Annotated in this window: 18 protein-coding genes, 4 tRNA genes and 1 other annotated feature; of the genes, 11 read left to right on the forward strand and 11 right to left on the reverse strand. The window is 46.3% G+C overall.

The genetic code is table 11. The features are described from left to right. Nucleotides 1–223 precede the first annotated feature (223 nt). Nucleotides 224–919: a CPBP family intramembrane glutamic endopeptidase gene (locus IV64_RS03975; RefSeq protein ID WP_057705858.1), complete on the forward strand. Its 696-nt coding sequence runs from the start codon at nucleotides 224–226 to the stop codon at nucleotides 917–919. Between the two features lie 42 nt (nucleotides 920–961). On the opposite strand, the gene IV64_RS03980 is transcribed toward IV64_RS03975, so the two are convergent. After that, nucleotides 962–1438: a MarR family winged helix-turn-helix transcriptional regulator gene (locus IV64_RS03980; RefSeq protein ID WP_057705859.1), complete on the reverse strand. Its 477-nt coding sequence runs from the start codon at nucleotides 1436–1438 to the stop codon at nucleotides 962–964. 116 nt (nucleotides 1439–1554) lie between these two features. Continuing rightward, on the reverse strand, nucleotides 1555–2067 hold the full coding sequence (locus tag IV64_RS03985) for a hypothetical protein (RefSeq protein ID WP_057705860.1): 513 nt from the start codon (nucleotides 2065–2067) through the stop codon (nucleotides 1555–1557). 118 nt (nucleotides 2068–2185) lie between these two features. Here IV64_RS03985 and IV64_RS03990 point away from each other — a divergent pair, with 118 nt between their 5' ends. Continuing rightward, the gene (locus IV64_RS03990; protein WP_057705861.1) at nucleotides 2186–2473 is read left to right on the forward strand and encodes a hypothetical protein; all 288 of its coding nucleotides are present in this window, start codon (nucleotides 2186–2188) and stop codon (nucleotides 2471–2473) included. 89 nt (nucleotides 2474–2562) lie between these two features. Continuing rightward, entirely contained in the window at nucleotides 2563–4827 is a 2265-nt protein-coding gene (locus tag IV64_RS03995) for an ATP-binding cassette domain-containing protein (protein ID WP_057705862.1), read from the forward strand. 361 nt (nucleotides 4828–5188) lie between these two features. Here IV64_RS03995 and IV64_RS04000 read toward each other — a convergent pair. The 4 genes from IV64_RS04000 to IV64_RS04015 all read right to left on the reverse strand — a co-directional run bounded on the left by IV64_RS04000 (nucleotide 5189) and on the right by IV64_RS04015 (nucleotide 7629). Then, nucleotides 5189–5261, reverse strand: a tRNA-His gene (locus IV64_RS04000). A gap of 379 nt (nucleotides 5262–5640) precedes the next feature. After that, nucleotides 5641–5724: transfer RNA gene (locus tag IV64_RS04005), tRNA-Leu, on the reverse strand. Nucleotides 5725–6038: 314 nt separating this feature from the next. Further along, complete coding sequence (locus IV64_RS04010) at nucleotides 6039–6458, reverse strand: hypothetical protein (protein ID WP_237757312.1); 420 nt, start codon at nucleotides 6456–6458, stop codon at nucleotides 6039–6041. A gap of 154 nt (nucleotides 6459–6612) precedes the next feature. After that, a complete protein-coding gene (locus IV64_RS04015; protein ID WP_057705864.1) occupies nucleotides 6613–7629 on the reverse strand; it encodes a hypothetical protein in 1017 nt (338 codons plus the stop codon). A gap of 161 nt (nucleotides 7630–7790) precedes the next feature. On the opposite strand from IV64_RS04015, the gene IV64_RS04020 reads away from it, so the two are divergent. After that, nucleotides 7791–8264, forward strand: a complete 474-nt coding sequence (locus IV64_RS04020; RefSeq protein ID WP_057705865.1) for a GtrA family protein — start codon at nucleotides 7791–7793, stop codon at nucleotides 8262–8264. A 36-nt stretch (nucleotides 8265–8300) separates the two neighbouring features. Here the strand turns inward: IV64_RS04020 and IV64_RS04025 are convergent, their stop codons facing one another. The 4 genes from IV64_RS04025 to IV64_RS04040 form a co-directional block, all read right to left on the reverse strand. Continuing rightward, nucleotides 8301–8660: a DUF1516 family protein gene (locus IV64_RS04025; RefSeq protein WP_057705866.1), complete on the reverse strand. Its 360-nt coding sequence runs from the start codon at nucleotides 8658–8660 to the stop codon at nucleotides 8301–8303. A 70-nt stretch (nucleotides 8661–8730) separates the two neighbouring features. Then, nucleotides 8731–10587 (reverse strand): bifunctional homocysteine S-methyltransferase/methylenetetrahydrofolate reductase, encoded by a 1857-nt coding sequence (locus IV64_RS04030; RefSeq protein ID WP_057705867.1) that lies wholly within the window; start codon nucleotides 10585–10587, stop codon nucleotides 8731–8733. 13 nt (nucleotides 10588–10600) lie between these two features. Beyond that, nucleotides 10601–12907 carry a 5-methyltetrahydropteroyltriglutamate--homocysteine S-methyltransferase gene (metE, locus tag IV64_RS04035; protein WP_057705868.1) on the reverse strand — a complete coding sequence of 769 codons (2307 nt, stop codon included), beginning with the start codon at nucleotides 12905–12907 and terminating at the stop codon, nucleotides 10601–10603. Between the two features lie 49 nt (nucleotides 12908–12956). Continuing rightward, nucleotides 12957–13195, reverse strand: a binding site (T-box leader). Between the two features lie 217 nt (nucleotides 13196–13412). Further along, nucleotides 13413–14204: a tyrosine-protein phosphatase gene (locus tag IV64_RS04040; protein ID WP_057705869.1), complete on the reverse strand. Its 792-nt coding sequence runs from the start codon at nucleotides 14202–14204 to the stop codon at nucleotides 13413–13415. A 284-nt stretch (nucleotides 14205–14488) separates the two neighbouring features. Between IV64_RS04040 and IV64_RS04045 the strand changes: the two genes are divergently transcribed. The 5 genes from IV64_RS04045 (at nucleotide 14489) to argS (ending at nucleotide 18515) form a co-directional block, all read left to right on the forward strand. Continuing rightward, nucleotides 14489–15880 carry an MATE family efflux transporter gene (locus tag IV64_RS04045; protein WP_057705870.1) on the forward strand — a complete coding sequence of 464 codons (1392 nt, stop codon included), beginning with the start codon at nucleotides 14489–14491 and terminating at the stop codon, nucleotides 15878–15880. A gap of 67 nt (nucleotides 15881–15947) precedes the next feature. Further along, a complete protein-coding gene (locus IV64_RS04050; protein WP_057705871.1) occupies nucleotides 15948–16193 on the forward strand; it encodes a hypothetical protein in 246 nt (81 codons plus the stop codon). Nucleotides 16194–16256: 63 nt separating this feature from the next. Continuing rightward, a tRNA-Gly gene (locus IV64_RS04055) sits at nucleotides 16257–16327 on the forward strand. 44 nt (nucleotides 16328–16371) lie between these two features. Next, a tRNA-Asp gene (locus IV64_RS04060) sits at nucleotides 16372–16446 on the forward strand. Between the two features lie 380 nt (nucleotides 16447–16826). Continuing rightward, nucleotides 16827–18515, forward strand: a complete 1689-nt coding sequence (argS, locus tag IV64_RS04065) for an arginine--tRNA ligase (RefSeq protein WP_057705872.1) — start codon at nucleotides 16827–16829, stop codon at nucleotides 18513–18515. A gap of 503 nt (nucleotides 18516–19018) precedes the next feature. Here the strand turns inward: argS and IV64_RS04070 are convergent. After that, nucleotides 19019–19756, reverse strand: a complete 738-nt coding sequence (locus IV64_RS04070) for a sulfite exporter TauE/SafE family protein (RefSeq protein WP_083491564.1) — start codon at nucleotides 19754–19756, stop codon at nucleotides 19019–19021. A 115-nt stretch (nucleotides 19757–19871) separates the two neighbouring features. On the opposite strand from IV64_RS04070, the gene IV64_RS04075 reads away from it, so the two are divergent. Together IV64_RS04075 and IV64_RS04080 are read left to right on the forward strand one after the other, a co-directional pair. Continuing rightward, nucleotides 19872–20453: a TetR/AcrR family transcriptional regulator gene (locus IV64_RS04075; protein ID WP_083491565.1), complete on the forward strand. Its 582-nt coding sequence runs from the start codon at nucleotides 19872–19874 to the stop codon at nucleotides 20451–20453. Between the two features lie 191 nt (nucleotides 20454–20644). Further along, nucleotides 20645–22648 carry an ABC transporter ATP-binding protein/permease gene (locus IV64_RS04080; RefSeq protein WP_057705873.1) on the forward strand — a complete coding sequence of 668 codons (2004 nt, stop codon included), beginning with the start codon at nucleotides 20645–20647 and terminating at the stop codon, nucleotides 22646–22648. Nucleotides 22649–22676: the final 28 nt, after the last annotated feature.

The raw sequence follows: 22676 nt of genomic DNA on the forward strand, positions 1-22676 counted from the left end.
CTAGACCAATTGATAAGAATGGGTTGTGAGTGTTGCACTTGATTTGACAATTCAGGAAAAATTTATGTATTATTTTTTAACCTTAGATTTTATTTTATATGTTATTTGATTATTTTTAACGATTAATTTATAAATTATACGGCAATGCGACTGAAAGTAAGACTTGCGAACACGTGTCTGAATCCTAGGCCTGCAGTAAAATAAGGCCGAGAGGTGAGAACGGATGAAAATAGTCGATCGCGGTCTGAACTGGATTTGGCGGGTCCTTATCATGGTAGGCTTGATCCTGGGGGTCATTACACCACCAATGTTACTTAGGTTAATTAACCAACTTAAAGGAGTTCAAAGCATGATTGGCTGGCGTATCGCCATGACCATACTCTACTTTGTGGTCTTTTTCCTGGTCAGCTTCGCTGCGGCCAATGCGATGCGCCACTATACCGGAGTATATCAGTTATCGAAGCTGCAAATACGCGACTGGCGCTTAATTTTCGGCGGCTATTTGCTCATTGTCATTCTTGAAAGTAGTTTTGAAATCATCAACCGGTTAATTTATCATCAGACACAGACTCAGAACAATCTTGCAATAAAAAATTTAATGAGTGGGAGTTCGCTAGCGTTCTGGATGATGGGTCTCAGCGCAATTTTTTTAACCCCTTTGATGGAAGAATACGTCTTTCGTGGTGCCTTGACGAATCTATTCTTTAACCGTGAGTGGCTAAAAGTTTTATTAAGTGGCTTGGTATTTGGGAGCTTGCATAATAGTTCTACGTGGCCTAGTTTTTTGACGTACGTCATGATGGGACTGATTTTAGCAACTGTCTACCGATTATCGGGTAAAATTCAAGTCGCCATTATTTTGCACTTTGTGATCAACGCCGCGGCCATTGGCTTGATGATGTTACAACTGAAATCATAAAAAGCTCCTGGACACTTGTCCAAGAGCTTTCAGTGTAATCCTTTACAATTCGTCACCAGTAAATTTAACGGTACTTGGATCGGCTTTTTTAATTCGATCCGCCGCAAAGTTAACAGTGTCACGGGTCTCGTTATAGGTCTTTTCATCCATGCCTAATAATTCCATGCACGTATTCACGTGGGTAAAAATTTCGGGCTTAGTATCGATGGCCTTTTGGGATAGTGAAATATTCACTTGCCGTTCGTCGTTTTCGTCACGTTTCCGTTCGACCCATCCCTGTGTCTGCATCCGTTTGAGTAGCGGGGTAAGGGTCCCACTGTCCAAGTTGACGTGGGAACCTAATTCCCGGACCGTCATCGGACTATTTTCCCATAAAGCTAGTAGCGTAATGTATTGGGGATAGGTAAGCTTAAATGGCGCTAAAGCCTCGGCGTAAAAGTGGTTAAACCGCTTACTAGCGGTGTATAGGGCGAAACATAATTGTTCGTCCAATAAAATATTTTTTGTTGGCGTTGCCATTAAACTGACCTCCTTGAACTCTTTCTAGTACATTGTACGCAATTAATTAGCCAAATGCAATTAAATATCACATTTACTTATAATACTTAATGTAAATAATTATAAGTGGGCAAAAACTAGCTTGCGAGTGCAAGCGGACTATTCGCAATACACTTTAAAAAGAGTTTGGCCATGGCCGTTTGGTTGATGGCAAGGGTGTGATTGTCCGTAAAGGCATATAGCGGGACTTGATCAGGTAACGTTTTTGCCACGTGGTGTTCAACTGGAATAAGGCAGTCGATGGTAACCTTGTCATGTTTGACTGAATCAGCCATTTTCGGAGCCGTTTTGATGGTCAAAGTTGTACGGACCTGGTAACTAGTACGGGGCGCATTTGCCACGTGATGGACCCGAACACCGTGAAGCCGGGAACGTAACTGGAACCCGGAGCTGGCGGTCACTTGTAAACGTTGCTTCAATTCAAGCTCGTAGTCTTGTTGATTATCGATATTTTTCAATCGAATCTTAAAGTGACCAAATGGAATTTCACGGTCCTGATGTTGGACCGCTAAGGCGTGTTGTTCAAACTTAGTGGTGAGGGTCACCGGCTCGAACGTATATTGTTGTAAAAGTTGTGTTGCTGTTTTCAAAATATCACTCCCTAAGCCCTAATTTAGTCTTTCTATTGAAAATGGTCAATTAATTTGCCAACGTTTGCGACCTAGGGGGATATCAAGTAAAATTAGAGTAAACAGGGGGTTGGTAACGATGTTTATGACAACCGGAGATTTACAGCGAGCCCACATGATTAAAGGGGTCGTTTCGGTAACGAAACACTTAATGTTTGAATCGGACGAAATTGATCAGTTTGAACGTTTAGATGATTTAATCGAACAAGTTAAACCAGCACTATTAAAAAAAGCGGAGGACAGTGGTGGCGACGGTTTAATTTACGTTAACTTCAATACGAATATTGCGCAAATGAGTGTTGCACCGCGGTTTTTAGTCGTGACCGGCTACGGTACGGTAGTTAAACTGGTGGATGAGTCTGTTTAGTTCAGTTTTAGCTTAAAATGACAAAGGGTTGAACTTCGGTTTCAGTCCTTTTTTTCGTGGTGCGCTCGTTCGCACGGGAAGGGGTTGCTATGGCAACAAAATTTACACATGGGTTTATCGATGTTCAGGATGCACAACAAAATAATCTGAAGTCCGTTAGTTTGCGGGTGCCAAAGTACGCGACAACGGTATTCGTCGGCTTATCTGGTTCCGGTAAATCGTCGTTAGTATTTGATACGATTGCCGCGGCATCCCGGCGAGAACTGAACGAAACGTTTCCAAGCTTTACGCAACAATATTTACCCAAGTACGGGCAACCCCACGTTAAAGCAATTGAACATTTGCCCGTTGCCATTGTGATTGCTCAGCAGCGCTTAGGGAAAAATGCACGGTCGACCCTTGCGACTTATACGGGAATTTACTCCTTGCTGCGGTTGTTATTTTCACGCATTGGCCGGCCGTTTATCGGTTACTCTGACACGTTTTCATTCAACTTGCCCCAAGGAATGTGTCCCACCTGTCAAGGTCTCGGCTACGTTGACGATATCGATGAGCGCCAGTTAATTGATCCAGAGAAGTCACTGAATCAAGGCGCCATCACGTTTGTGAGCTTTTCGCCAGACACGTGGCGTTGGCGGCGGTACGCAACGAGTGGTTTATTCGACGATGATAAGCCCATTAAGGACTACACCGCAGCGGAGTACGAGTTACTGATGCACGCGCCCCAACAAAAGCTGGATCATCCGGGCGAAGGATTTCCGCGTACCGCTTTGTACGAAGGCGTTGTCCCGCGGATTCGCCGGTCGATCATTGGCAAGAAGGAAGCGCAGCATCATCGCGATGCCATCGCGGCAATCGTAACGCGTAAACCATGTCCGGCTTGTCACGGCACCCGTTTAAAGCCGGAAGTACTGACGAACCAAATTAATGGGAAGAACATCGCTGAAGTGAGTGCGATGGATCTTAAGCACTGTTTGGCCTTTTTAGCCGCCATTGACGTGCCATTAGCGGTCGACGTTGTGCGGGAGCTAACCACTAAGATTCAATCACTGGTGGATATTGGATTAGGTTATTTGACGCTTGATCGGGGGACCAGTTCGTTGTCCGGTGGGGAAGCGCAACGCATTAAGATTGCGAAATATTTGACGAGTGCCTTAGTGGACATGGTCTATATCTTAGATGAACCGAGTGTGGGGCTCCATCCGCATGACATTCAGTTAATCAAACGGGCGCTGACTAAGCTAAAGGATAAAGGCAATACGATTCTGATCGTGGAGCATAACCCGGCGATGTTTGCGTTTGCGGATTACATTGTTGAAATGGGGCCTCAGGCGGGCGCAGCTGGTGGTCAGGTAACTTTCACGGGGACCTATCCCGAGTTACTGAAATCAGATACTTTGACTGGACGCTGGTTACGGCGTTCACATACTTGGCGAACAGAACGTGTCGCAACTGGTCAAATTTATTTAGCCCACGTACAAGAAAACAATTTGCACGACGTGAGTGTTGACGTCCCATTAGGAATCATGACGGTGATTTCTGGGGTGGCCGGTTCGGGGAAAAGTTCGTTAGTAACGGCGTTAAAACAGGAATTGCATACGGATTATATTGACCTGGCACAGACACCGGTGGGCTTAAATATCCGCTCAACCCCGGCCACTTATTTAGGAATCTTAGATAATGTGCGCCAGTTGTTTGGTAAAGCGAACGGTGTGGCGACGAGTTGGTTTAGCTATAACGGTAAGGGCGCTTGTCCTCGGTGCAAGGGGAAGGGCGTCACGATTACGAACATGGCGTTTATGGATCCCGTCGTGCAGACTTGTGAGTTGTGTCACGGTCAGCGATATAACGAAACGGCGTTGTCTTATTCATATCATGGAAAAACCATTGCGGACGTTTTACAGCTGTCCGTAACGGCCGCAAAGGACTTCTTTAAGGAGATGCCTAAAGTTGCGACCCAGTTAAATGATTTGGACCGGGTCGGTTTAGGTTATTTGACCTTGGCTCAGCCGTTGACAACGTTGTCTGGCGGTGAACTTCAACGGTTGAAGCTGGCGGTTGAATTAGGGAAAAAGGGGACCGTTTATTTGTTGGATGAGCCGACTGCAGGGCTACATTTGCAAGATACGGCCCGGTTATTGAAGTTATTCGATGAACTAGTTGCGGCGGGCAATTCGTTAATTATTATTGAGCATAATTTAGCGGTGATTAGTCAGGCGGACTGGTTGATTGACGTGGGCCCAGATGCTGGCCGTTATGGTGGTCAGATCATGTACAGTGGAACGCCACGTGCATCGGTTGACGTTCCTACGTCACGGACGGGGATGGCCTTAAAAGAATGGTTTGAAGAATGAAAAAAAGGTGACTGGCTAGGGCCGGTCACCTTTTGTGTTTGAAAATAAAAAAAGAACCCAACTTGTGAGTAGCTTTTTATATGGAGTCAAGAGTTTGTGTTCCTACGCTTTATGATCATTAAACGCTAAATGCAACCAATAAAAAAACAAAATACCAGTAATGATTATCGGTAAGATAGCATAGTGCCGGAGCGGTCCTAACACTATTACTTGCCAAATAAAAACTAGACTGATAATGAAAAAGATAATTGTTAAATCCAAAATTATATACTTTAACTTTGGCATTTGTTTTTCATGCTCTTTTGTAATGGAATAAACTTATTAAATACATCACTTAAAAGCAACTTGTTTTACTTCTAAGGGCGGTATGTGGGAATCGAACCCACGCGTGCCGGAGCCACAATCCGGTGCGTTAACCACTTCGCCAATACCGCCATCACGTTGATTTCTTATCAACATTAACTAGTATACACCTCTTTGGAAGCTTGCAAAGCCTGTTTCATGAAATTCTGAAACTTTTTTGCATAAATATAACAAAAAGAGTGGGTATGGGGGACTAAAGTACGTGAAATAGTGTTGGTGCAATATTTGCTAACAGAATAAAGTTATTCATTGCACTGCAGCCCTTAATGTTTCGTCAGGAAACTATTGGGAATTCCAAGCAGGACAAAATGAATATGTTTTTTATAATTATGAGGCGGTAAAAGTACACCAAGGTAATAATTCAGAACTATTAGAATCTTTTTTGGCAAAATAAAAACCCCCGACAAGTCGAAGGTTTGTGCCGGCCTAAACCGACTATCTGTTAAAAAATGCCCCAGGCAGGATTCGAACCTGTACATTGTTGCCAATACAGCGACCTGAACGCTGCGCGTCTGCCAGTTCCGCCACTGGGGCATAAATATTTAACAACATTGTTAATTATAACTAAAAAGTAGAAAAAAAGAAACCTTTTTTGATGAATATCTAACGGTTAGTAATGGTTGCTTCAATTGATTTAGCTAAAAGATGAAAGGCAAAAATGATTACTAATTAACCGATATAACAACGTTAGTAACAATAAAATTTCCGCTTCCAGTCATCCGTGATTTCATTTGCCGTGGCGCTCGATTCAAGCCGAAAAGTGGTCCTGAATCTGACTTGAGAGTCAAAAACATCGCGTCCATTTCGTTAAGTAATAAACGAAATGGACGCGATGTTTTTTGTCAGAATTAATCGATCTGTTTAGTGGTAATTTTTCCATCTAAGTAAACGAAGTAGTGGGCTAAAGCTTGCCCCCGTTGGCCATTAGTTGTTTTGGCAAAGGCGTTCACCTGGTAATAGTGATGCCCACTACCATCAACGTTAACGTTTGGTACCGCAACGAAAAGTTGTGCTTTAGGGGCGTCCAAGACTTGATTGACCGCAGCGGCCGCTTTGTCAGCGCCAGTAATGTGGTCGTTGGTTGCTTGATACTGGGTGCCAGAACGTTTAGCCGCACTAGCATCTTCTGCCTTAGCTTGTTGGTCAGCCGCCGTTTTGCGGTTATTAGCGGCAATGGTATTTTCTTGGGTCGTCGATAGACTCGGTTGCGCCTGTGACGTGCATCCCGCTAATAATAAGAGCAAACTGCAAGCGCTGATGGTAAGCATTTTTGACACGTCGCAGGCCTCCTTACGATGGTTATTGTTGCGATAAACTCGGGTAGGGCGTTTGGCTAATGATTTGAACGTCGACATATGCCATGACCCCGATACTAATTAATAAAAGCGTGACTAATAGTAATTTTTTCATCGGTAATCGTCCTTATTGTTTCCAGTTGGGTACCCAGATGACCCGGTCAATTTGCTCAGGAATGACGCTGACCTTACTGCCCAGCTTAGATCCCGCTTCAACGGACACCGTATACGTGATTGGTGCGGCGTCCACTTGAACGACGGATCCCCGTTGGCCATCAATGGTATCCACGAGGCTATACAGTGGAATCTGATCGTTGTTGATTTCCATTTCGTATAAGGTGAATTGCAAGAAGTAGGATTTCTTCCCAGTCTTGATTCTCAGTGGGGTATCGATGGACCCGTAATCTTGCAAATCCCGGTGCTTAGCATTGGGATCATTTAAGTACTGCATTTCGTCAACCGCGTCAATGGCCATTTTCCATTCACCACCCGTTAAATGAGTCTTGGAAGACAACGTCATGACGGAGTTAGCGTAAATATCAATGACGTTAAAGGCCTCGTTGACTTGTTTCTTAGGTAAGTAGCCAATGGTGTAGCCGTGATCAGCGACTTTTAATTCGACGCGCACGGACCGTTGGGGCCCATCGACTTCTTCGACGAGTTGGATTTCACCAATGTTGGCGTTGGCGTCAACTTTGTACTTCTTATCATATAAGTAGTCGGCTTTGAGTCCGGATTCATTGTAGTCGTCGTACATTTTGAAGTACCCCCGTTTACTGGCATCGGCCAAGGCAGCTTCGAATTCCTTTTGATAATAGTCCAACCCAATGACGTAGGACCGGAAAATTGCCCGTGAATTGGCGGTGATTCGCCGCGTATGTGGCACTTCGATCGGATGGGGTACCGATTGACGAAGGCGTTCACGAAAACCGTTGTTTTGGGTTTGTAGTTTTGTTAACCGCCGTTCTTGTTCTTGGTTTGCCAAACTTTGTTGAACTAACCGGGTTCGAATGGATTTCAGTAAGGTGGCCTGTTTTTGTGCATCTTGTTTGACGCGGTGCCCGTGAACCAGTGCAACGATTAAAATCGTAAGCAGTAGTAGGCAGGCCAAACCGAGCCCCAAGATTAAAGGTAAAGTTGACATATGAATTCACTCCAAAAAGAATTGCAGATTAGTATAAGTATAATTGACGTTTAGAACGAACACCAATTTTTGGTGCGTGCTTGTCAGCACGACACTAAATGCGTTATGATATTGCTATTGTTTTAATAACTGGAACGATAATACTTTAGAAACGGCGGCGAATGACAGTGCAGTGGTTAACAAAAGTCTACCGGCGATATCAGTATTTTTGGAAATACGCAATCTTTGGTTTTATGGCCGCACTCGTAAACGTGTTGGCCTTTTGGATTTTACATTCTATTTTATTCGAACACTACTTGTTTTCAAACACAATTGCGTGGATTTTGGCCACTTTATTCAGTTTCTTTACCAATAAAGCGGTGGTCTTCCATTCTAAATCGACTGACCTTTGGCATTGGTGCCGCGAGTTCATCGGGTTCATGCTGACACGGGGATTATCGTACCTATTTGATACCCTGATTATGTTCGTGGGAATCTCATTATTGTTCTGGGGACCATTACTGGTCAAAATCATTGACCAAGTCCTCGTGGGGTTGTTTAACTACGGAACCTCGCGCTTGATCTTTATGGAGCATAATCAAAAGATGCGCATGCGCCGCAATTTAATGAAACGTTTAAGTAATCGCAATTCGTAATCTGAAGCACCTAGAACTTAAATTCTAGGTGCTTTTTTAGATCCAATTACCAGTCAGATTCCAGTGCAAGAGCGCACCACAAACCACCGTCACCAAAATACCAAGGCTGAGTAACGCCAGTAGGTGACCCGTGAGATGACTCTCTTGTTTACGGGCAAAGGCGACTTCGATTAAACCGATTGTTCCGATACCCAAGACGGCCTTGATTAGCGTCAGCCACCAGTTGCCGGTGAACGTTTTAGTGGCCAAATAAACGCCCGTTACAATAAGAAGTAAATAGCCAAGCCGACTTAAAATTAAGTAGCGGTTAGCTGATTTGACCGCTTTACGGCTGAGTCCGAGGGCCACCATGACGGTTAACCACAACCAGCCAATAATATGAATTATGAGAAACATCAAAAACGCCTCCAAGTTCGCAGTTCATGTCTAATTTTAGCATGAAAGTGAGCTTTAGAGGCGTTTTGTTTTAATGGGTTGCCGTTAGATTCTTTTGTTGTACGTAGTTCACGAGTTCAATGGCCGTTTTAAAACGATTAAACGGGATGACAATGTGGACACCGTTAAAGACTTCACAAACTCCATCGATTAATTCTTTGGCAATTTGTAAACCGACTTCCCGTTCATTGCCGTCTAGTTCTGCTTGTGCCATCCGGTCGCGGACGGTTTTTGGTAGTCGAATACCGTGAACTTCGTGGTGCAGAAATTCAGCGTTGCGTTTGGATACGAGCGGCATGATGCCAACGAATACCGGAACGTGAATATTGCTTGCTTTAAGGGCGTCAGCCATGGCGTAAATGTTGGCGAGGTCAAACACTGGCTGGGTAATAATGTAGTCGCACCCGTACGCGAGTTTACGTTCAATGGACTTAACGGAGACGTCGGTACGATAGGCGTTCGGGTTAAAGGCGCCGGCCACGCGAAAATCGCTGGCTTGCTTGAGGGATTTTCCAGTCGGACCAATGCCGCTATTGAACTGTTTGATGAGTTTGATGAGCTCAACGGAACGAACGTCACTGACGGAAGTGGCTCCGGGAAAATCGCCTAACTTTGCGGGATCACCGGTCACTGCGAGAACGTCATCGATCCCGAGACTGTGTAAGCCCATGATTTCGGACTGAAGGCCAATCAAGTTATGGTCGCGGGTCGTCAGGTGAACGACTGGAGTGATGCTGTAGTTCAATTTTAACTGTGCGGCAATCGTAACGTTTGCAATCCGCACTTCGGCTAAGGAATTATCGGATAGGGTAATCCCATCGACACCGGCGGCTTTCAGTCGTTGTGCGCCCTTAAAAAATTTAGTCGTGTCGAAGTTGCGGGGTGGGTCCATTTCCACCAAAACGGTTTTAGCCGTTGCAACTTTTGCTAGAAACGGGTGCTGCCCCTTGGCTGGGGCTAATGGCGTGGCTAGCGGCTGATGGGTCGGCGTCCGGTGGTGAATGATCGTGCGACTCGTTAATCCGCGAACGGTTGCCGCGGTATGCAACGGTGTCGTGCCACAGCAGCCCCCAATAATGTTCAGTCCTAGCTGTCTGAATCGTTCCGCGTATTCTTCAAAGTAACTGGGCTCGCCGTCATAAACAACCGCGCCGTCTTGGTCGGTCCCCGGTAACCCGGAGTTGGGGTAGACCGCGAGTTGAACGTTTTCGGGAATCGCAAGGTGTTCAAACGATTGGGCCAGGTAGTACGGTCCCAGGCGGCAATTGGTGCCGACGACATCGGCGCCCGCCTTGGCGAGTTGCCGAATAGCCGCGGCAAACGTCGTCCCGTCCCGCAAGACGCCCGGCGCTAGCATTGAAACGTTGGTGATGACCGGTAAATCAGTTTTAGCTTTGACGAGTCTGAGCGCTGCCAGCAGTTCGGGTAAGGCGTAGTAAGTTTCGAGTAGGATGCCGTCCAACTGATTGGTTGCTAGGAGGGCGTCGAGCTGTTCCGTTAAACTAGAAGCGATAGCGGCGGGGGTTGCCCGTTGAATCTCTTGGTCGGTATCACCAGCTAGCCCGCCAATCGTTCCTAAAATGTAGACCGGGTGATCAGCGTGCTGCCGGGCAGAGTGGGCGATTTGGACCGCCGCCTGATTAATGGCCGTCACTTGGTCTTGTAAGTCGTAGCGGGCTAGTTTTAAACGGTTAGCGGCGTAGGTGTTCGTCTGAATAATATCGGCCCCCGCACTGATATAGGCTTGATGGACGCGTAAAATCGTGTCGGGGTGGGTTAAGTTCAGATTTTCGAAAGCCGATGAGATACCGTAGTTACCATATAAAAGGGTCCCCATGGCACCGTCCGCAACCAGGACGCGTTGTTTGAGTGCTTGTCTTAAATCCATAGAAATCACCCCTTTACTTGGTAGGCGTGTTCAGTTGCGACTGAATGGCATCACGAGCGGCGACCATGTTGGCCAGTGCGGCGCGAGTTTCGGGCTCTTGTCGTGTCTTTAAGCCGCAGTCCGGGTTGATCCAAAATTGGTGAACGTCGATGACGCGTAAGGCCCGTTGGATATTGGTTTTGATCTCATCAACACTTGGGACGCGGGGACTGTGAATATCGTAGACCCCTAAACCGATTTCTTTGTCGTAGCCGGTCGTTTCAAAAGCGCTGATGATTTCGCCGTGTGACCGGGAAGTCTCAATCGAAATAACATCGGCGTCTAAGGCCTTGATGGTTCCAATAATGTCAGCAAAGTTCGAGTAGCACATATGGGTATGAATCTGGGTGTCATTTTGGACGCCGGTCGTTGTGATTTTAAAAGAGTAGACGGCTTCGTCTAAGTAGGACTTCCAGTGGCGGGCCTTCAAGGGGAGTCCTTCCCGGAGTGCGGGTTCGTCTACTTGGATAATCTTAATGCCCGCCTTTTCCAAATTACCCACTTCTTGGCGCAAAGCGAGTGCAATTTGGTTTTGAACCTGGGCCTTAGGGATGTCGTCACGGACGAAGCTCCAGTTGATGATGGTCAGTGGGGCGGTTAACATCCCTTTGACCGGCTTAGTGGTTAAACTTTGGGCGTAAACTGAAGCGGCAACCGTGATTGGCTGCGTATAGGCGACGTCACCAAAGATGATTGGTGGCCGAACCCCGCGGGAGCCGTATGATTGAACCCAGCCGTTTTGGGTGGCGTAAAACCCGGTCAGCTTTTGTCCAAAGTATTCGACCATGTCAGTGCGTTCAAACTCACCGTGCACGAGCACGTCTAAGCCGAGCTGTTCTTGAATTTCAATCCAGCGTTTCGTTTCAGCGTGTAAAAAGGCTTGGTAGTCTTCATCGGACAGGTTGCCCTTACGCCAAGCTGCGCGTTTAGACCGGACTTCGCTGCTTTGCGGAAAACTCCCAATCGTCGTTGTCGGTAATAACGGTAAATTTAGCCGGTCGTGTTGTAACTGAATCCGAGTGGCAAACGGAGCCTGGCGTTCAAACGTCTGGTCAGTAAGGTGCGCTTCCGCTTCACGAACGGCCTGGTTATTGCGGTGACTGGATTGATTGAGGGCATCCAGGTTGGCACGGTTGCGGTCAAAAGCAGCTTGGACGCTGGCAGTCCCCTTATTGGCCGCGGTGGTCAGGGTACTGAGTTCAGCTAACTTTTGGTCCGCAAAAGCTAAGCCACCGAGTAAAACGGGATCGGCTTTCGTCTCATTAGCGGTCGTGATTGGCACGTGTAGCAAGGAGTTGGCTGGTTGTAACCACAGGTGGTCACTAGGGACAACTGCTAATAGTTGTTGAATGAGGGCTAGTTTGGCTGATAAATCGGACACCCAGACGTTGTGACCGTCAATGATGCCGGCTGCGAGAACTTTGTCAGTTGGAAAACCACGTTGTAAAAGATCGGTTAAGTTTTCACCGTGGTCGTGGACGAGGTCTAACCCGATGGCTTGAACCGGTAGCGTGACGATCTGATCATATAAATCTAAGCTGTCAAAATAAGTTTGTAATTCGATGTTCAACGTTGGGGCCGCTGCGTGTAGTTGTGTCAAAGCTTCCTTATAAGGTCTGAGTTCAGCTGACTGCGTAGTTTTGACGAGGGTTGGTTCGTCTAGTTGAATCCATTGGACGCCAGCTGCGGCCAACTCTTGAAAGACTTGCACGTAGAGTGGCAGCAGTTGGGGAAGCAGTTCGGTGACTGCCGCGTCGTCTAAGTATTGGCCATTACGTTTACCGAGTTTTAAGAATGAGACGGGCCCTAAAATAACGGGCTTACCGGTAATACCGAGCTCATCTTTGGCTTCCTGGTAGTAGCGCAGCCACCGGTTATCTAATAATTGGAAGTGGACGTCGTCAAATTCGGGCACGATGTAGTGGTAGTTGATATTGAACCATTTCGTCATTTCAGAAGCCACCGCATCCTTTGTGCCGCGGGCGAGGGCGTAATAATCGTGTAAATCAAGTTGCTGGTCAAAGTGACCATAGCGGGCGGGGATGACCCCAAAAGCCGCAATCGTATCGAGCACGTGGTCATAGTCGGAGTTATCGGCGACTGGAATGAGGTCAATGCCTAACGCTTGTTGTTTTTTGAGGTTAGCTAACCGGAGTTGTTTGGCCTGCGCGTGGAACGCGGTGGTATCCAGTTGTCCTTTCCAAAAGTGTTCCAATAAGTGTTTCCATTCGCGATGTTCGCCCAAGCGGGGGTACCCTAAATTACTACTAATAACAGTCATAATGACCACTCCTTTAATTTAGTGAGAATAAAAAACGGCAACTTCGTCTCAAAAGGACGAAGTTGCCGTTCGCGGTACCACCTTAGTTTATCAATACCTCACGATATTGATCTTATCCCGTACATTTCATACGGTAGCTGGGTAACAGGAGCTGGCTGTCATCACCTAGCAAATGCTCGGCGGTGCCGTTTAGAGGCCATTTTCATCAAGTGCTCGCCGACCTGGTTTCCACTATTCCAGGCTCACTGAACGGGATTGCAAGACTACTTTCCTCATCAAGACGTTCTATAATTATGCTTGATTAGAAAATACCACCATAATCTCATTTGGTCAAACAAAAATTTAATCGTTTGCTCATTTAGATGAATTGATATTATTTTACTTATATCACGTTGTGAGCTGTCTTGGGTGCCAATTTAGGCTAGCTTGACTAATTATAGAAGATTAATAAATTATTCTTCAATTTTTAATTTATATTTTCTAATTAAAGGTTGGAAGGTGAATTTTAACGGTTGGTTAGGTACATTTGGCGGAGCTGTTGCTGTTTGGCCGGGGTGAGACCTAAGCGTCGGAGAAAATTAGTTAGTGACCCGTATTGATGATTGATTTCTTGGTAGGCGGCGTTAAGGTTCGCGGCCGTGACGTGTTTAAATGGTTGATTAGGCTTGGCGGGATCTTTGAAAGCGAGCCGGGACCCCCGAGCGAGATTGACGTTTGAGTACAAGTAGTTTTGCAGGATGGTCTTTTTAGAAACGCCTAACGCGGATAAAATCAGCATCGTCGCAACTCCCGTTCGGTCTTTCCCGTACGTGCAGTGGTACAGCAAAGCGCCGCTATGATTGGTCAGGAGTTGGTGGAACAGGGCCGTGTATCCGCGACGTGCAACGGGGGTGGAGACGAGGTCGCGGTAGTATTGAAGCGTGTTGCCCGTTACCTGACCGTTAGCGACCACGCTGTCTTGGTCGTAAGCCGCATTTGCGAGTTCCACATCCGGTGCCGCTTGAATCTCATTACGGGCACGCAGGTCGGCGACCACTTTGACCTGGTAGTGGTTGGCCAAAATTTTAGTGTCCGCTTTTGTGAGGTGCGTCAACTGATTACTGCGAATCAAACGGTGGGCTTTAATTTTACGGCCGTTAGTTGTTGTGATTCCGCCCAAGTCTTGGACGTTGCTACCACCTTGGAGACTAATATGTTGACCATACGTGGTACTGATGGGGGCGGCTTGTGCCGTACAGCCTGTCAGTAAGCCGGTGGCCAGGAGAACGAGCGTTAATCGTTGTAGAAATTGTCGCATAATATCACACTCCCAAATGATTTGGCTTTAGTATAGTTGCTTTTATTAGTCGTAACGTCGTGGGGGACTTCCTTTGTGCGGTAGGCTAATTTATTACAATTATTGGGGAACGAATTCAGCAAAATGCGGATAAATGGTCATAAAAATAAGTACTTTAATATTTTCGGGTAAATCACTAGTATTCCCCATCTAAAGTTGATATACTAGCAAAGTTTGCTTAGCAGTTCGTCGATGTTGAAAACGGTTGCTTGGCTACCATCTTAATATATGAAAGGGGTGCGAAAATGAACGATTTAACAAAAGGGAAACCGTTAAAACTAATTTTTTGGTTTACGATTCCGTTACTAATCGGAAACATTTTTCAGCAATTTTACAGTTTATCAGACACACTGATCGTGGGACAGACGTTAGGCGTTAAAGCCTTAGCTGCCGTTGGGTCAACTGGTAGTGTCCAGTTCTTAATCATTGGGTTCGCTCAAGGACTCACGGCCGGACTTTCAATACTAACGGCCCAGTACTTTGGTGCCAAAGATTATAAGGGCGTTCGGCGTAGTTTTGCCATCAGTATTGTGGTTAGTCTGATTGTTGGGATGATCTTAACGATTTTGTCCATGTTCTTTGTGGATCATATCCTAGTCCTGATGCAGACACCACCAGACATCATGAATGATGCACGGACCTTTTTACAGATCATGCTGGGCGGGATGCTAGCCCCGATTGCGTTTAACTTGTTATCAAACATTATTCGTGCCCTGGGAGATAGTCGGACGCCGTTATGGTTTTTAATTATTAGTTCGTTAATTAACATTGGATTGGAACTTCTATTCATTTTAGGTTTCCATTGGGGCATTGCGGGTGCCGGTTGGGCGACCATCTTGGCACAGTTGATTGCAACGGTGATGTGTTTGGTTTACATCATTTTAAAAGTGCCGATTTTGCACATTGGCCGTCGTCATTTCAAGTTGGTATGGTCAGAAGTTAAGGCCCACTTGAACGTCGGGTTACCGATGGCATTTCAAATGTCAATCATTGCGATTGGAACGATTGTTTTGCAAGCTGCACTGAACAGTCTTGGGACTAATTCAGTGGCCGCAACCACGGCTGCTCAAAAGATTGACCAGGTGGCGACCCAACCACTAATGTCGTTTGGTGTGACGATGGCAACCTTTGCCGCCCAAAACTTTGGGGCCCACAAGTATGAGCGAATCATCAAAGGGGTCAAACAGACGATGTGGCTGTCGGGAAGTTTTAGTGTCGCCGCTGGGTTGATCGAAATTATTTGGGGCAAACAGTTAGTTGGCTTATTCGTTGGTCATCAAGACATGGCCGTTTTGAACTTGTCACAGACATACTTCAACATTATCGGAAGTACTTATATTTTCCTTTCAATGCTCTTCATTATGCGGAATACGCTTCAAGGGTTGGGCCGCAGTGCGATTCCAACCTTAGCGGGGGCGGCGGAACTGTTCATGCGGGTCTTTGCGGCCTTGATTTTAGTTCGCCTTTTGGCTTATCCTGGGGCTTGTATGTCGGAACCCTTGGCCTGGATCGGGTCATGTGCCGTGTTACTGCCAGCGTACGTCAAAGCCGTTCGCGAACTGCGTCAACGGTCTAAGGACGAACAAGTGACCAACGGGGAAGCTGAATCAACGTTAGAAAATACCGTAAAAGAGTAATTTGGGCTTGCATGCGCGGAACTTTTTTGATAATATTTGTTATCAATTTTAATTAAGGAGTTATCACATGGCTGTAGAATTAAAAATTGGCGATTACGTCCAAGGTAAGAAATTTGCTTCACTGGAACACGACTTTAAAGGTGAAATCGAAAAAGTGTATGAAAATTCAGTCTTGATTTTAATCAAGGAATTCACTAAATCCGATGAACCAGTCGTGAATGAATATAATCACCGTGCAGTTGTTCGCAAGGGTGATGCAAAACTCATCAAGGCCGCACCTCAGCCAGTCAAAGTTCCAGAACCAGAAGCATAAAAAATTTATAAATAACCATGACAACGGAAAAAATGTATGCTATACTAATTTCTGTTGTCGAATGCGGGTGTAGTTTAGTGGTAAAATTCAAGCTTCCCAAGCTTGCGTCGCGAGTCCGATTCTCGTCACCCGCTTTAGTTTCAATACGGAGCAGTCGCGCACAGCTCCCGTAACCCATGGTCCGTTGGTCTAGTTGGTTTAGGACGCCTGCCTGTCACGCAGGAGATCACGAGTTCGAGTCTCGTACGGACCGTCATTAAGGCATTCAGTTGAATGTCTTTTTTTGTAGCTTTCAACCGGTGGCTACCAGGCTGCTTAAAAGTGGGCATTGCACACCAAGGTATGGTTTTAGCGTTATGCTAGTCAAAGTTAGTAAAGTCTGTTATACTAACGCTTGGTTAAATTTACACGTCTAATGAGAAAGAATAGTAGGACCAAGTACTGGTTTAGCGAGTTCGGGTTGATGAAAGCCGAGCCCAGTCCCGTTCGAAGCGCGCTTTTGAAGACGACAATTCGATAATAAAAGTGGATGTAATATCAATTAGAGTGGTACCGCGGGAACGTCTCGTCTCTTACATATTTAACGATGTGTAGGGGACTTTTTTTTGTTCCCAATACCCTGAGGAGGAAAACATGGATTACAAACAACTCGTGGCGGATGCATTAGCACCAGCCCTACCAGATTTATCAAAGGATGACATTTTAAGCAAAATTGAACAACCTAAGACGTCGAAACAAGGGGACTTGGCTTTCCCAACGTTTACGTTAGCTAAAATCATGCACAAAGCACCACAGATGATTGCTGGCGACGTGGTCGAAAAGGTTGACCAAAGTCAGTTTGAAAAGGTCGTTGCCATGGGACCATACGTCAACTTCTTCTTGAAAAAGGATGCTTTTTCAGCGGATATCTTAAACCAAGTTTTGACGCAAGAAGGTCATTTTGGTGACGGTACTTTGGGTGCCAAAGGCCAAGTGCCAATTGACATGTCATCACCAAACATTGCTAAACCCATTTCAATGGGCCATTTACGGTCAACTGTCATTGGGAATTCGTTAGCCAACATTTTAAGCAAATTGGATTACCAACCCGTTAAGATCAACCACTTAGGGGACTGGGGAACACAATTCGGTAAGCTGATCACCGCCTACAAGATGTGGGGGAGTGAAGAAGAAGTTAAAGCTGACCCAATCAATAACTTACTGAAGTATTACGTACGTTTCCATAAAGAAGACGTGGACCATCCTGAAATGGACGACGAAGCCCGTGAATGGTTCAAGAAGTTGGAAAATGGGGATGAAGAAGCCACCCATTTATGGTCATGGTTCCGTTCTGAATCATTAAAAGCATTCAAGAAGATTTACAAACGGTTGGACATTGATTTTGATTCCTTCAAGGGTGAAGCTTTCTACAACGATAAGATGGCCGAAGTTGTCGATATCTTGGAAGACAAGAACTTGCTCCATGAGAGTCAGGGTGCGGAAGTCGTTGATTTAAGCAAGTATGACTTAAACCCAGCCTTGATCAAAAAGTCTGACGGCGCAACGCTCTACATTACTCGGGACTTAGCGGCTGCCATTTACCGGAAGCGGACTTACGACTTCGTTCAATCACTCTACGTCGTAGGAAATGAACAAACTAACCACTTTAAGCAATTAAAGGCCGTTTTAACGGAAATGGGCTTTGACTGGGCTGACCAGATCCACCACATCCCATTCGGCTTGATCACTTCTGGTGGTAAGAAGTTGTCAACGCGGAGTGGTCGCGTGATCTTGTTGGACAAAGTCTTAGACGACGCGGTCAGCTTAGCACATCAACAAATCGAAGCTAAGAACCCCGACTTAAATAACAAGGACGCCGTAGCCGACGCCGTTGGGATTGGCGCCGTGGTCTTCCACGACTTGAAGAACGAACGGATGAACAGTTTTGACTTCAACTTGGAAGAAGTTGTTCGTTTTGAAGGTGAAACTGGCCCTTACGTTCAATACGCACACGCCCGTGCCGAAAGTATCTTACGTAAAGCCGGTAGCCCAGAACTTGCCGCTGACGGCCAATCCTTGAGTGATCCCGCTGCTTGGGATACTTTGAAGTTATTGAGTGAATTCCCAGCAACGGTGGTTCGCGCTAGTGCCGAATACGAACCATCGATTGTTGCTAAGTACGCGATTCATTTAGCCAAGGCCTTCAATAAGTATTACGGTAACACCAAGGTCTTAGTTGAAGACGACGAATTGAATGCGCGTTTGGCCCTTGTTAAGAGTGTCAGCATCGTCTTGAAAGAATCACTTCGGTTATTAGGTGTTAAAGCACCAGACGAAATGTAAATTTGTGACATTTAAAATGACGTTATAATGGTTAGCGTCTGAGATAATATAAAAGAATCCGTTCAGAAATGTGGTCTATTTCTGAACGGATTCTTTTTTAATTACTAAAGTTTGAAAGTTAAATTTAAGGATTAAGTACTGCTATATCAGTATCTAAGCCATGAAAATTAGCTATTTGTAAACTATTCCGGTTGCCACTGATAACATGCGGTCTTGCCCCGATCCCGGAACAATTGCAAAAAACACAATTGTCCCGGACCTTCCGTGGTCTAAGGCCGGAAATTCACCGGTCAAAGGTCACCTTCACGACCGATGTCATCAGTGGCAACCTCCGAGCATCCGACTAGCATAAGCAACTTTCAGCTATGTTGAGGTTGCTATCAAACTTGACTAATTTAGTAATGATAAGTAGTGTCGTGGCAACGATTGAACTAGTTTTAGCACTTTCAATCTTTAGTTAATTATAGTTATGGGTTGAAAGGTCTGAGATTTAAACCGGCGTGCTAAATAAACATTTTGACGCCAAAGTAAATGATCAGTAAACCGAGAAATGGTGTTAGGACCCGATTGACTTTGTCTAAATCTAATCGGCGAATCACAAGGGGTGTTATGACTGCACCGATAATGGCACCAATCATCAATAACCAACCAGCTTGCCAAGCAAAAGTACTGGTGAATAGGTGTCCGATTAGACTAATTGCCGACATCGTTGTTAGCACGTAGGTGGCAGTGCCGGCAGCTTCGACTGCGGTTAACCCTAAAATGGTGAGCCCAGCCGCCGTTGTCGCACCACCACTTAAGCCGCCGATACCAACCATTAGCCCACTGAGTAGGCCGAAACCACGGGCAATCCAAATTTGTTGAGCCGTTTTACGGGATTTCTTTTGACGCCGAATGGCTTTAAGTAATACCATGCCACCCATCACGATAAAGATGATGCCAACAATCCAGTTATATAACTTTTGTGGGATGAATTGCGCACTGATGGTTCCTACCAATATGCCAGGAACAGCTGCTAGAATCATTTGATTGCCCACATGAAAGTTGACATTCTTGATACGCATTTGGGTCAGAAAACCGAAAAACAATGCGGGAAGGGCTACCAATAAGGAAGTCGGCACTGCTACTGCGGTCGTTAAGCCAATTTGGCTGGTGAGGACGCCGAGGTATAAAGCTGCGCCACCGCCACCGATTAAACTGACAAAAATACCAATAATTAAACCATAGGCGAAAATGAGCATTTAGTTGACCTTCTTCAAAGAGTAAAAGTAAATTGATTATAAGTGGAGTGTGCTCCACTTGTCAAGCGAGTTTAGTTAGCGTAAGCTGAGAGCGAAACGTGAGGTGGGTGTCAAGATGCGTAAAGATGCAGTAGAAAATCGAGCCAAAATCTTGGCGACGGCGGCTAAATTATTTCAACAGCGCTCAGTCAGCGCGGTGAGCATGAAGGATATCGCCAGCACAGCACAGATTGGTACGGGAACGCTTTATCGTAACTATCCCAATAAGAGCGAATTATGCCTGGCCTTGTCATTGGACTTTATTCGCCAGTTTATTACAACGAGTCAACAGTATCTGGCTCAAACGACGGCTAAACCGGTGATTCAATTTCAGCAGGTGTTAGCGCAATACTTGGCTTTTCGTGAGCGGCGCATACAATTGTTAACGGCGGTTGAGACAGGTCCAACTGTGATGGCGACTTATTATCAGAGTCCGTTGTACCAACAGTTGGTCGAGCTATTCAAACGCATTTTGTTTCCTATTAGCGGTGAAATCAGTGCGACCGAACTCACTTTTAGAGCTGACATGGTCCTTGCGATGCTAAAAAGTGACAGCTATGCCTATCAACGACAACAACAGGGGTTGTCACAGGCACAAATTGCCGCATTAATTAGTCATTTGATGATTAGGTCGGATCAATCGATTAGTGGGAATTGATTTAAATGACTTGAAATCAGCTATGACAGAATGAGCTTCCTTAATAGCCGCTAATGCCTTGTTAATGCTCATAAACCAATTTACGCACTACTAAATAAGTAAACATGCGGTACCAACGGGTCAATTCCCCCGTCTAAGCTAGTGGGTGCTAAGCTTAGACAGAATTGGTATAGGAAAATGGGGGCAACGGTATGGCTTATTTGGAAGTTCAGGATGTCCGCAAAAGTTACTACATTGGTAAGCAGGCCTTTCCGGTTTTGAAAGGCATTAATTTATCAGTTGAGCTAGGTGAATTTGTCGCAATTTTAGGGGAATCTGGCGGGGGCAAGACCACCCTGATGAATATTATTAGCGGGCTGGATCGCAACTTTGATGGGACGGTTACCGTCCACGGACAGACGTTGGATCACTTACGGGAACGCCAACTAGACCGCTACCGTCGTGAAACGATTGGCTATGTTTCACAAAGTTATAATTTAATCCAACATTTGAACGTCCTAGAAAACGTGATGCTGGCTTTGGATATGACAAAATTAGGGCGTGCAGCACGACTGCGCCGGGCGCACGAGTTATTAAGACAGGTGGGGTTAGCGGACCAGGTCAAGAAATATCCCAATCAGCTTTCTGGTGGACAGCAACAGCGGGTTGCCATCGCTCGGGCCCTTGCCGGTAACCCGCCGATTGTCGTGGCGGACGAACCAACCGGCGCCCTCGATGCTGAAAATACGGCCGAAGTGATGCGCATCTTACAAAAAATTGCCACGGATGGGCGGATGGTCATTTGCGTGACGCATTCTGAGAAAGTCGCCCAAGCGGCTAACCGCGTGGAACACTTGGTTAACGGCCAAATTAAGAACGAACACGTTTTACGCCCCGCAACCCCAGCGCAAGATCCAGCCGAAACGCCACAGCAAACGATTGCTGCCCGACCTTTGCCATGGCACGTGTCGTTTGCGACGGCATTTCGGCACATGCGTTTTACTTGGAGCTGGAACAGCTTAATCGTGCTAGGAACCGCTATCGGTTTATTTGCGGTGATGCTTTTTACCGGTCTTGGCAATGGAATTCGGGGGTATATTAATCATCAAATCAATAACGTGGTTGATCCGCAATCGATCACGGTCATGCGCTATAGTAGCAACGGTAAGGACCAAGAGGAACAGTCAGTCGCAGTTGACCCGGCACTTGCGGGGACGATTGCCTCGCACATGAAGACCTTTTCGCAAAAGCAATTACAGACCTTGCGGGAACTGCACCACGTGATTGACGTTGAACCCGGAATTTCTGCGACGAATGCGACCGTGATGGTGGGCAATGACCGGTATTCAGCGCCAGAATTGACGACCTGGACTAGCACGGACCCCAACTCAAGCTTGAAAGTGGGTCACCGTCCTTCTGGGAATAATCAAATTGTTTTGGATAAGCGGACGATTGCCCAAAAATGGTCCGCAACGAATTGGCGGGACTTGGTTGGTCGTACGGTGACCGTATCCTATCAGACGGCTAACGCGAAGGGCAAACCGGTCACGGTGAAACGGCAACTGACGGTTTCCGGCATTGTGGATAGTCCGTCGGGTGCGAGCCTAAATGCCGTCAACTATGCGACCATGCAAGCGATGGCGCAGGGGGCCGGGACGTCGAAGCAGCCGACCTTCGCAACGGTACGGGTGTCAATGCGTGACCAAAATGAAGCAGTCGTGGATGAAATCAACCAGTTGAAAGTGAATGGCCGCCAACAATTTTCCGCCAACAGTATTTCAACGACCTTAGACCGTGTCAACACGTACGTAGGAATCGCGACGACGGTACTTGCGGCCATTGCTGGTATTTCGCTGATTGTGTCGGCACTGATGATCATTGTCACGATGTTCATGTCTGTCAGCGCGCGGATGAAGGAAATCGGGGTTCTACGTTCGCTTGGTGAGAGTCGCCGCGATATTCGGCGGCTATTTACCAGTGAAGCGTTGATGTTAGGCGGCCTGAGTGCGGTCTTAGCGACCAGTTTGACTTACGGATTCGGAGCTGTGCTCAACCATTGGCTGTATAAGATTGCGGGGTACCCGCTAGTTCAGATTCATCTGCAAAGTATTGGGATGATTTTTATTTTGGCAATTGTCATTGCGTGGTTGGCCGCGATTTTACCAGCCCGGCGCGCTGCACGCGCTAACCCAATTAAGGCGTTAGCTGCCCGGTAGCGTTAAGCTGGTTTGTGAAACAAGTTCT

This window comes from Lactiplantibacillus xiangfangensis (assembly GCF_001438845.1).
Lineage (GTDB): Bacteria > Bacillota > Bacilli > Lactobacillales > Lactobacillaceae > Lactiplantibacillus > Lactiplantibacillus xiangfangensis.

What these genes read in the sequence shown, in the direction of transcription:
- IV64_RS03975 (WP_057705858.1), top strand. Translation starts at nt 224, where the DNA reads ATGAAAATAGTCGATCGCGGTCTGAACTGGATTTGGCGGGTCCTTATC.
- IV64_RS03980 (WP_057705859.1), bottom strand. Translation starts at nt 1,438, where the DNA reads ATGGCAACGCCAACAAAAAATATTTTATTGGACGAACAATTATGTTTC.
- IV64_RS03990 (WP_057705861.1), top strand. Translation starts at nt 2,186, where the DNA reads ATGTTTATGACAACCGGAGATTTACAGCGAGCCCACATGATTAAAGGG.
- IV64_RS03995 (WP_057705862.1), top strand. Translation starts at nt 2,563, where the DNA reads ATGGCAACAAAATTTACACATGGGTTTATCGATGTTCAGGATGCACAA.
- IV64_RS04010 (WP_237757312.1), bottom strand. Translation starts at nt 6,458, where the DNA reads ATGCTTACCATCAGCGCTTGCAGTTTGCTCTTATTATTAGCGGGATGC.
- IV64_RS04015 (WP_057705864.1), bottom strand. Translation starts at nt 7,629, where the DNA reads ATGTCAACTTTACCTTTAATCTTGGGGCTCGGTTTGGCCTGCCTACTA.
- IV64_RS04020 (WP_057705865.1), top strand. Translation starts at nt 7,791, where the DNA reads ATGACAGTGCAGTGGTTAACAAAAGTCTACCGGCGATATCAGTATTTT.
- IV64_RS04025 (WP_057705866.1), bottom strand. Translation starts at nt 8,660, where the DNA reads ATGTTTCTCATAATTCATATTATTGGCTGGTTGTGGTTAACCGTCATG.
- IV64_RS04030 (WP_057705867.1), bottom strand. Translation starts at nt 10,587, where the DNA reads ATGGATTTAAGACAAGCACTCAAACAACGCGTCCTGGTTGCGGACGGT.
- metE (WP_057705868.1), bottom strand. Translation starts at nt 12,907, where the DNA reads ATGACTGTTATTAGTAGTAATTTAGGGTACCCCCGCTTGGGCGAACAT.
- IV64_RS04040 (WP_057705869.1), bottom strand. Translation starts at nt 14,204, where the DNA reads ATGCGACAATTTCTACAACGATTAACGCTCGTTCTCCTGGCCACCGGC.
- IV64_RS04045 (WP_057705870.1), top strand. Translation starts at nt 14,489, where the DNA reads ATGAACGATTTAACAAAAGGGAAACCGTTAAAACTAATTTTTTGGTTT.
- IV64_RS04050 (WP_057705871.1), top strand. Translation starts at nt 15,948, where the DNA reads ATGGCTGTAGAATTAAAAATTGGCGATTACGTCCAAGGTAAGAAATTT.
- argS (WP_057705872.1), top strand. Translation starts at nt 16,827, where the DNA reads ATGGATTACAAACAACTCGTGGCGGATGCATTAGCACCAGCCCTACCA.
- IV64_RS04070 (WP_083491564.1), bottom strand. Translation starts at nt 19,756, where the DNA reads ATGCTCATTTTCGCCTATGGTTTAATTATTGGTATTTTTGTCAGTTTA.
- IV64_RS04075 (WP_083491565.1), top strand. Translation starts at nt 19,872, where the DNA reads ATGCGTAAAGATGCAGTAGAAAATCGAGCCAAAATCTTGGCGACGGCG.
- IV64_RS04080 (WP_057705873.1), top strand. Translation starts at nt 20,645, where the DNA reads ATGGCTTATTTGGAAGTTCAGGATGTCCGCAAAAGTTACTACATTGGT.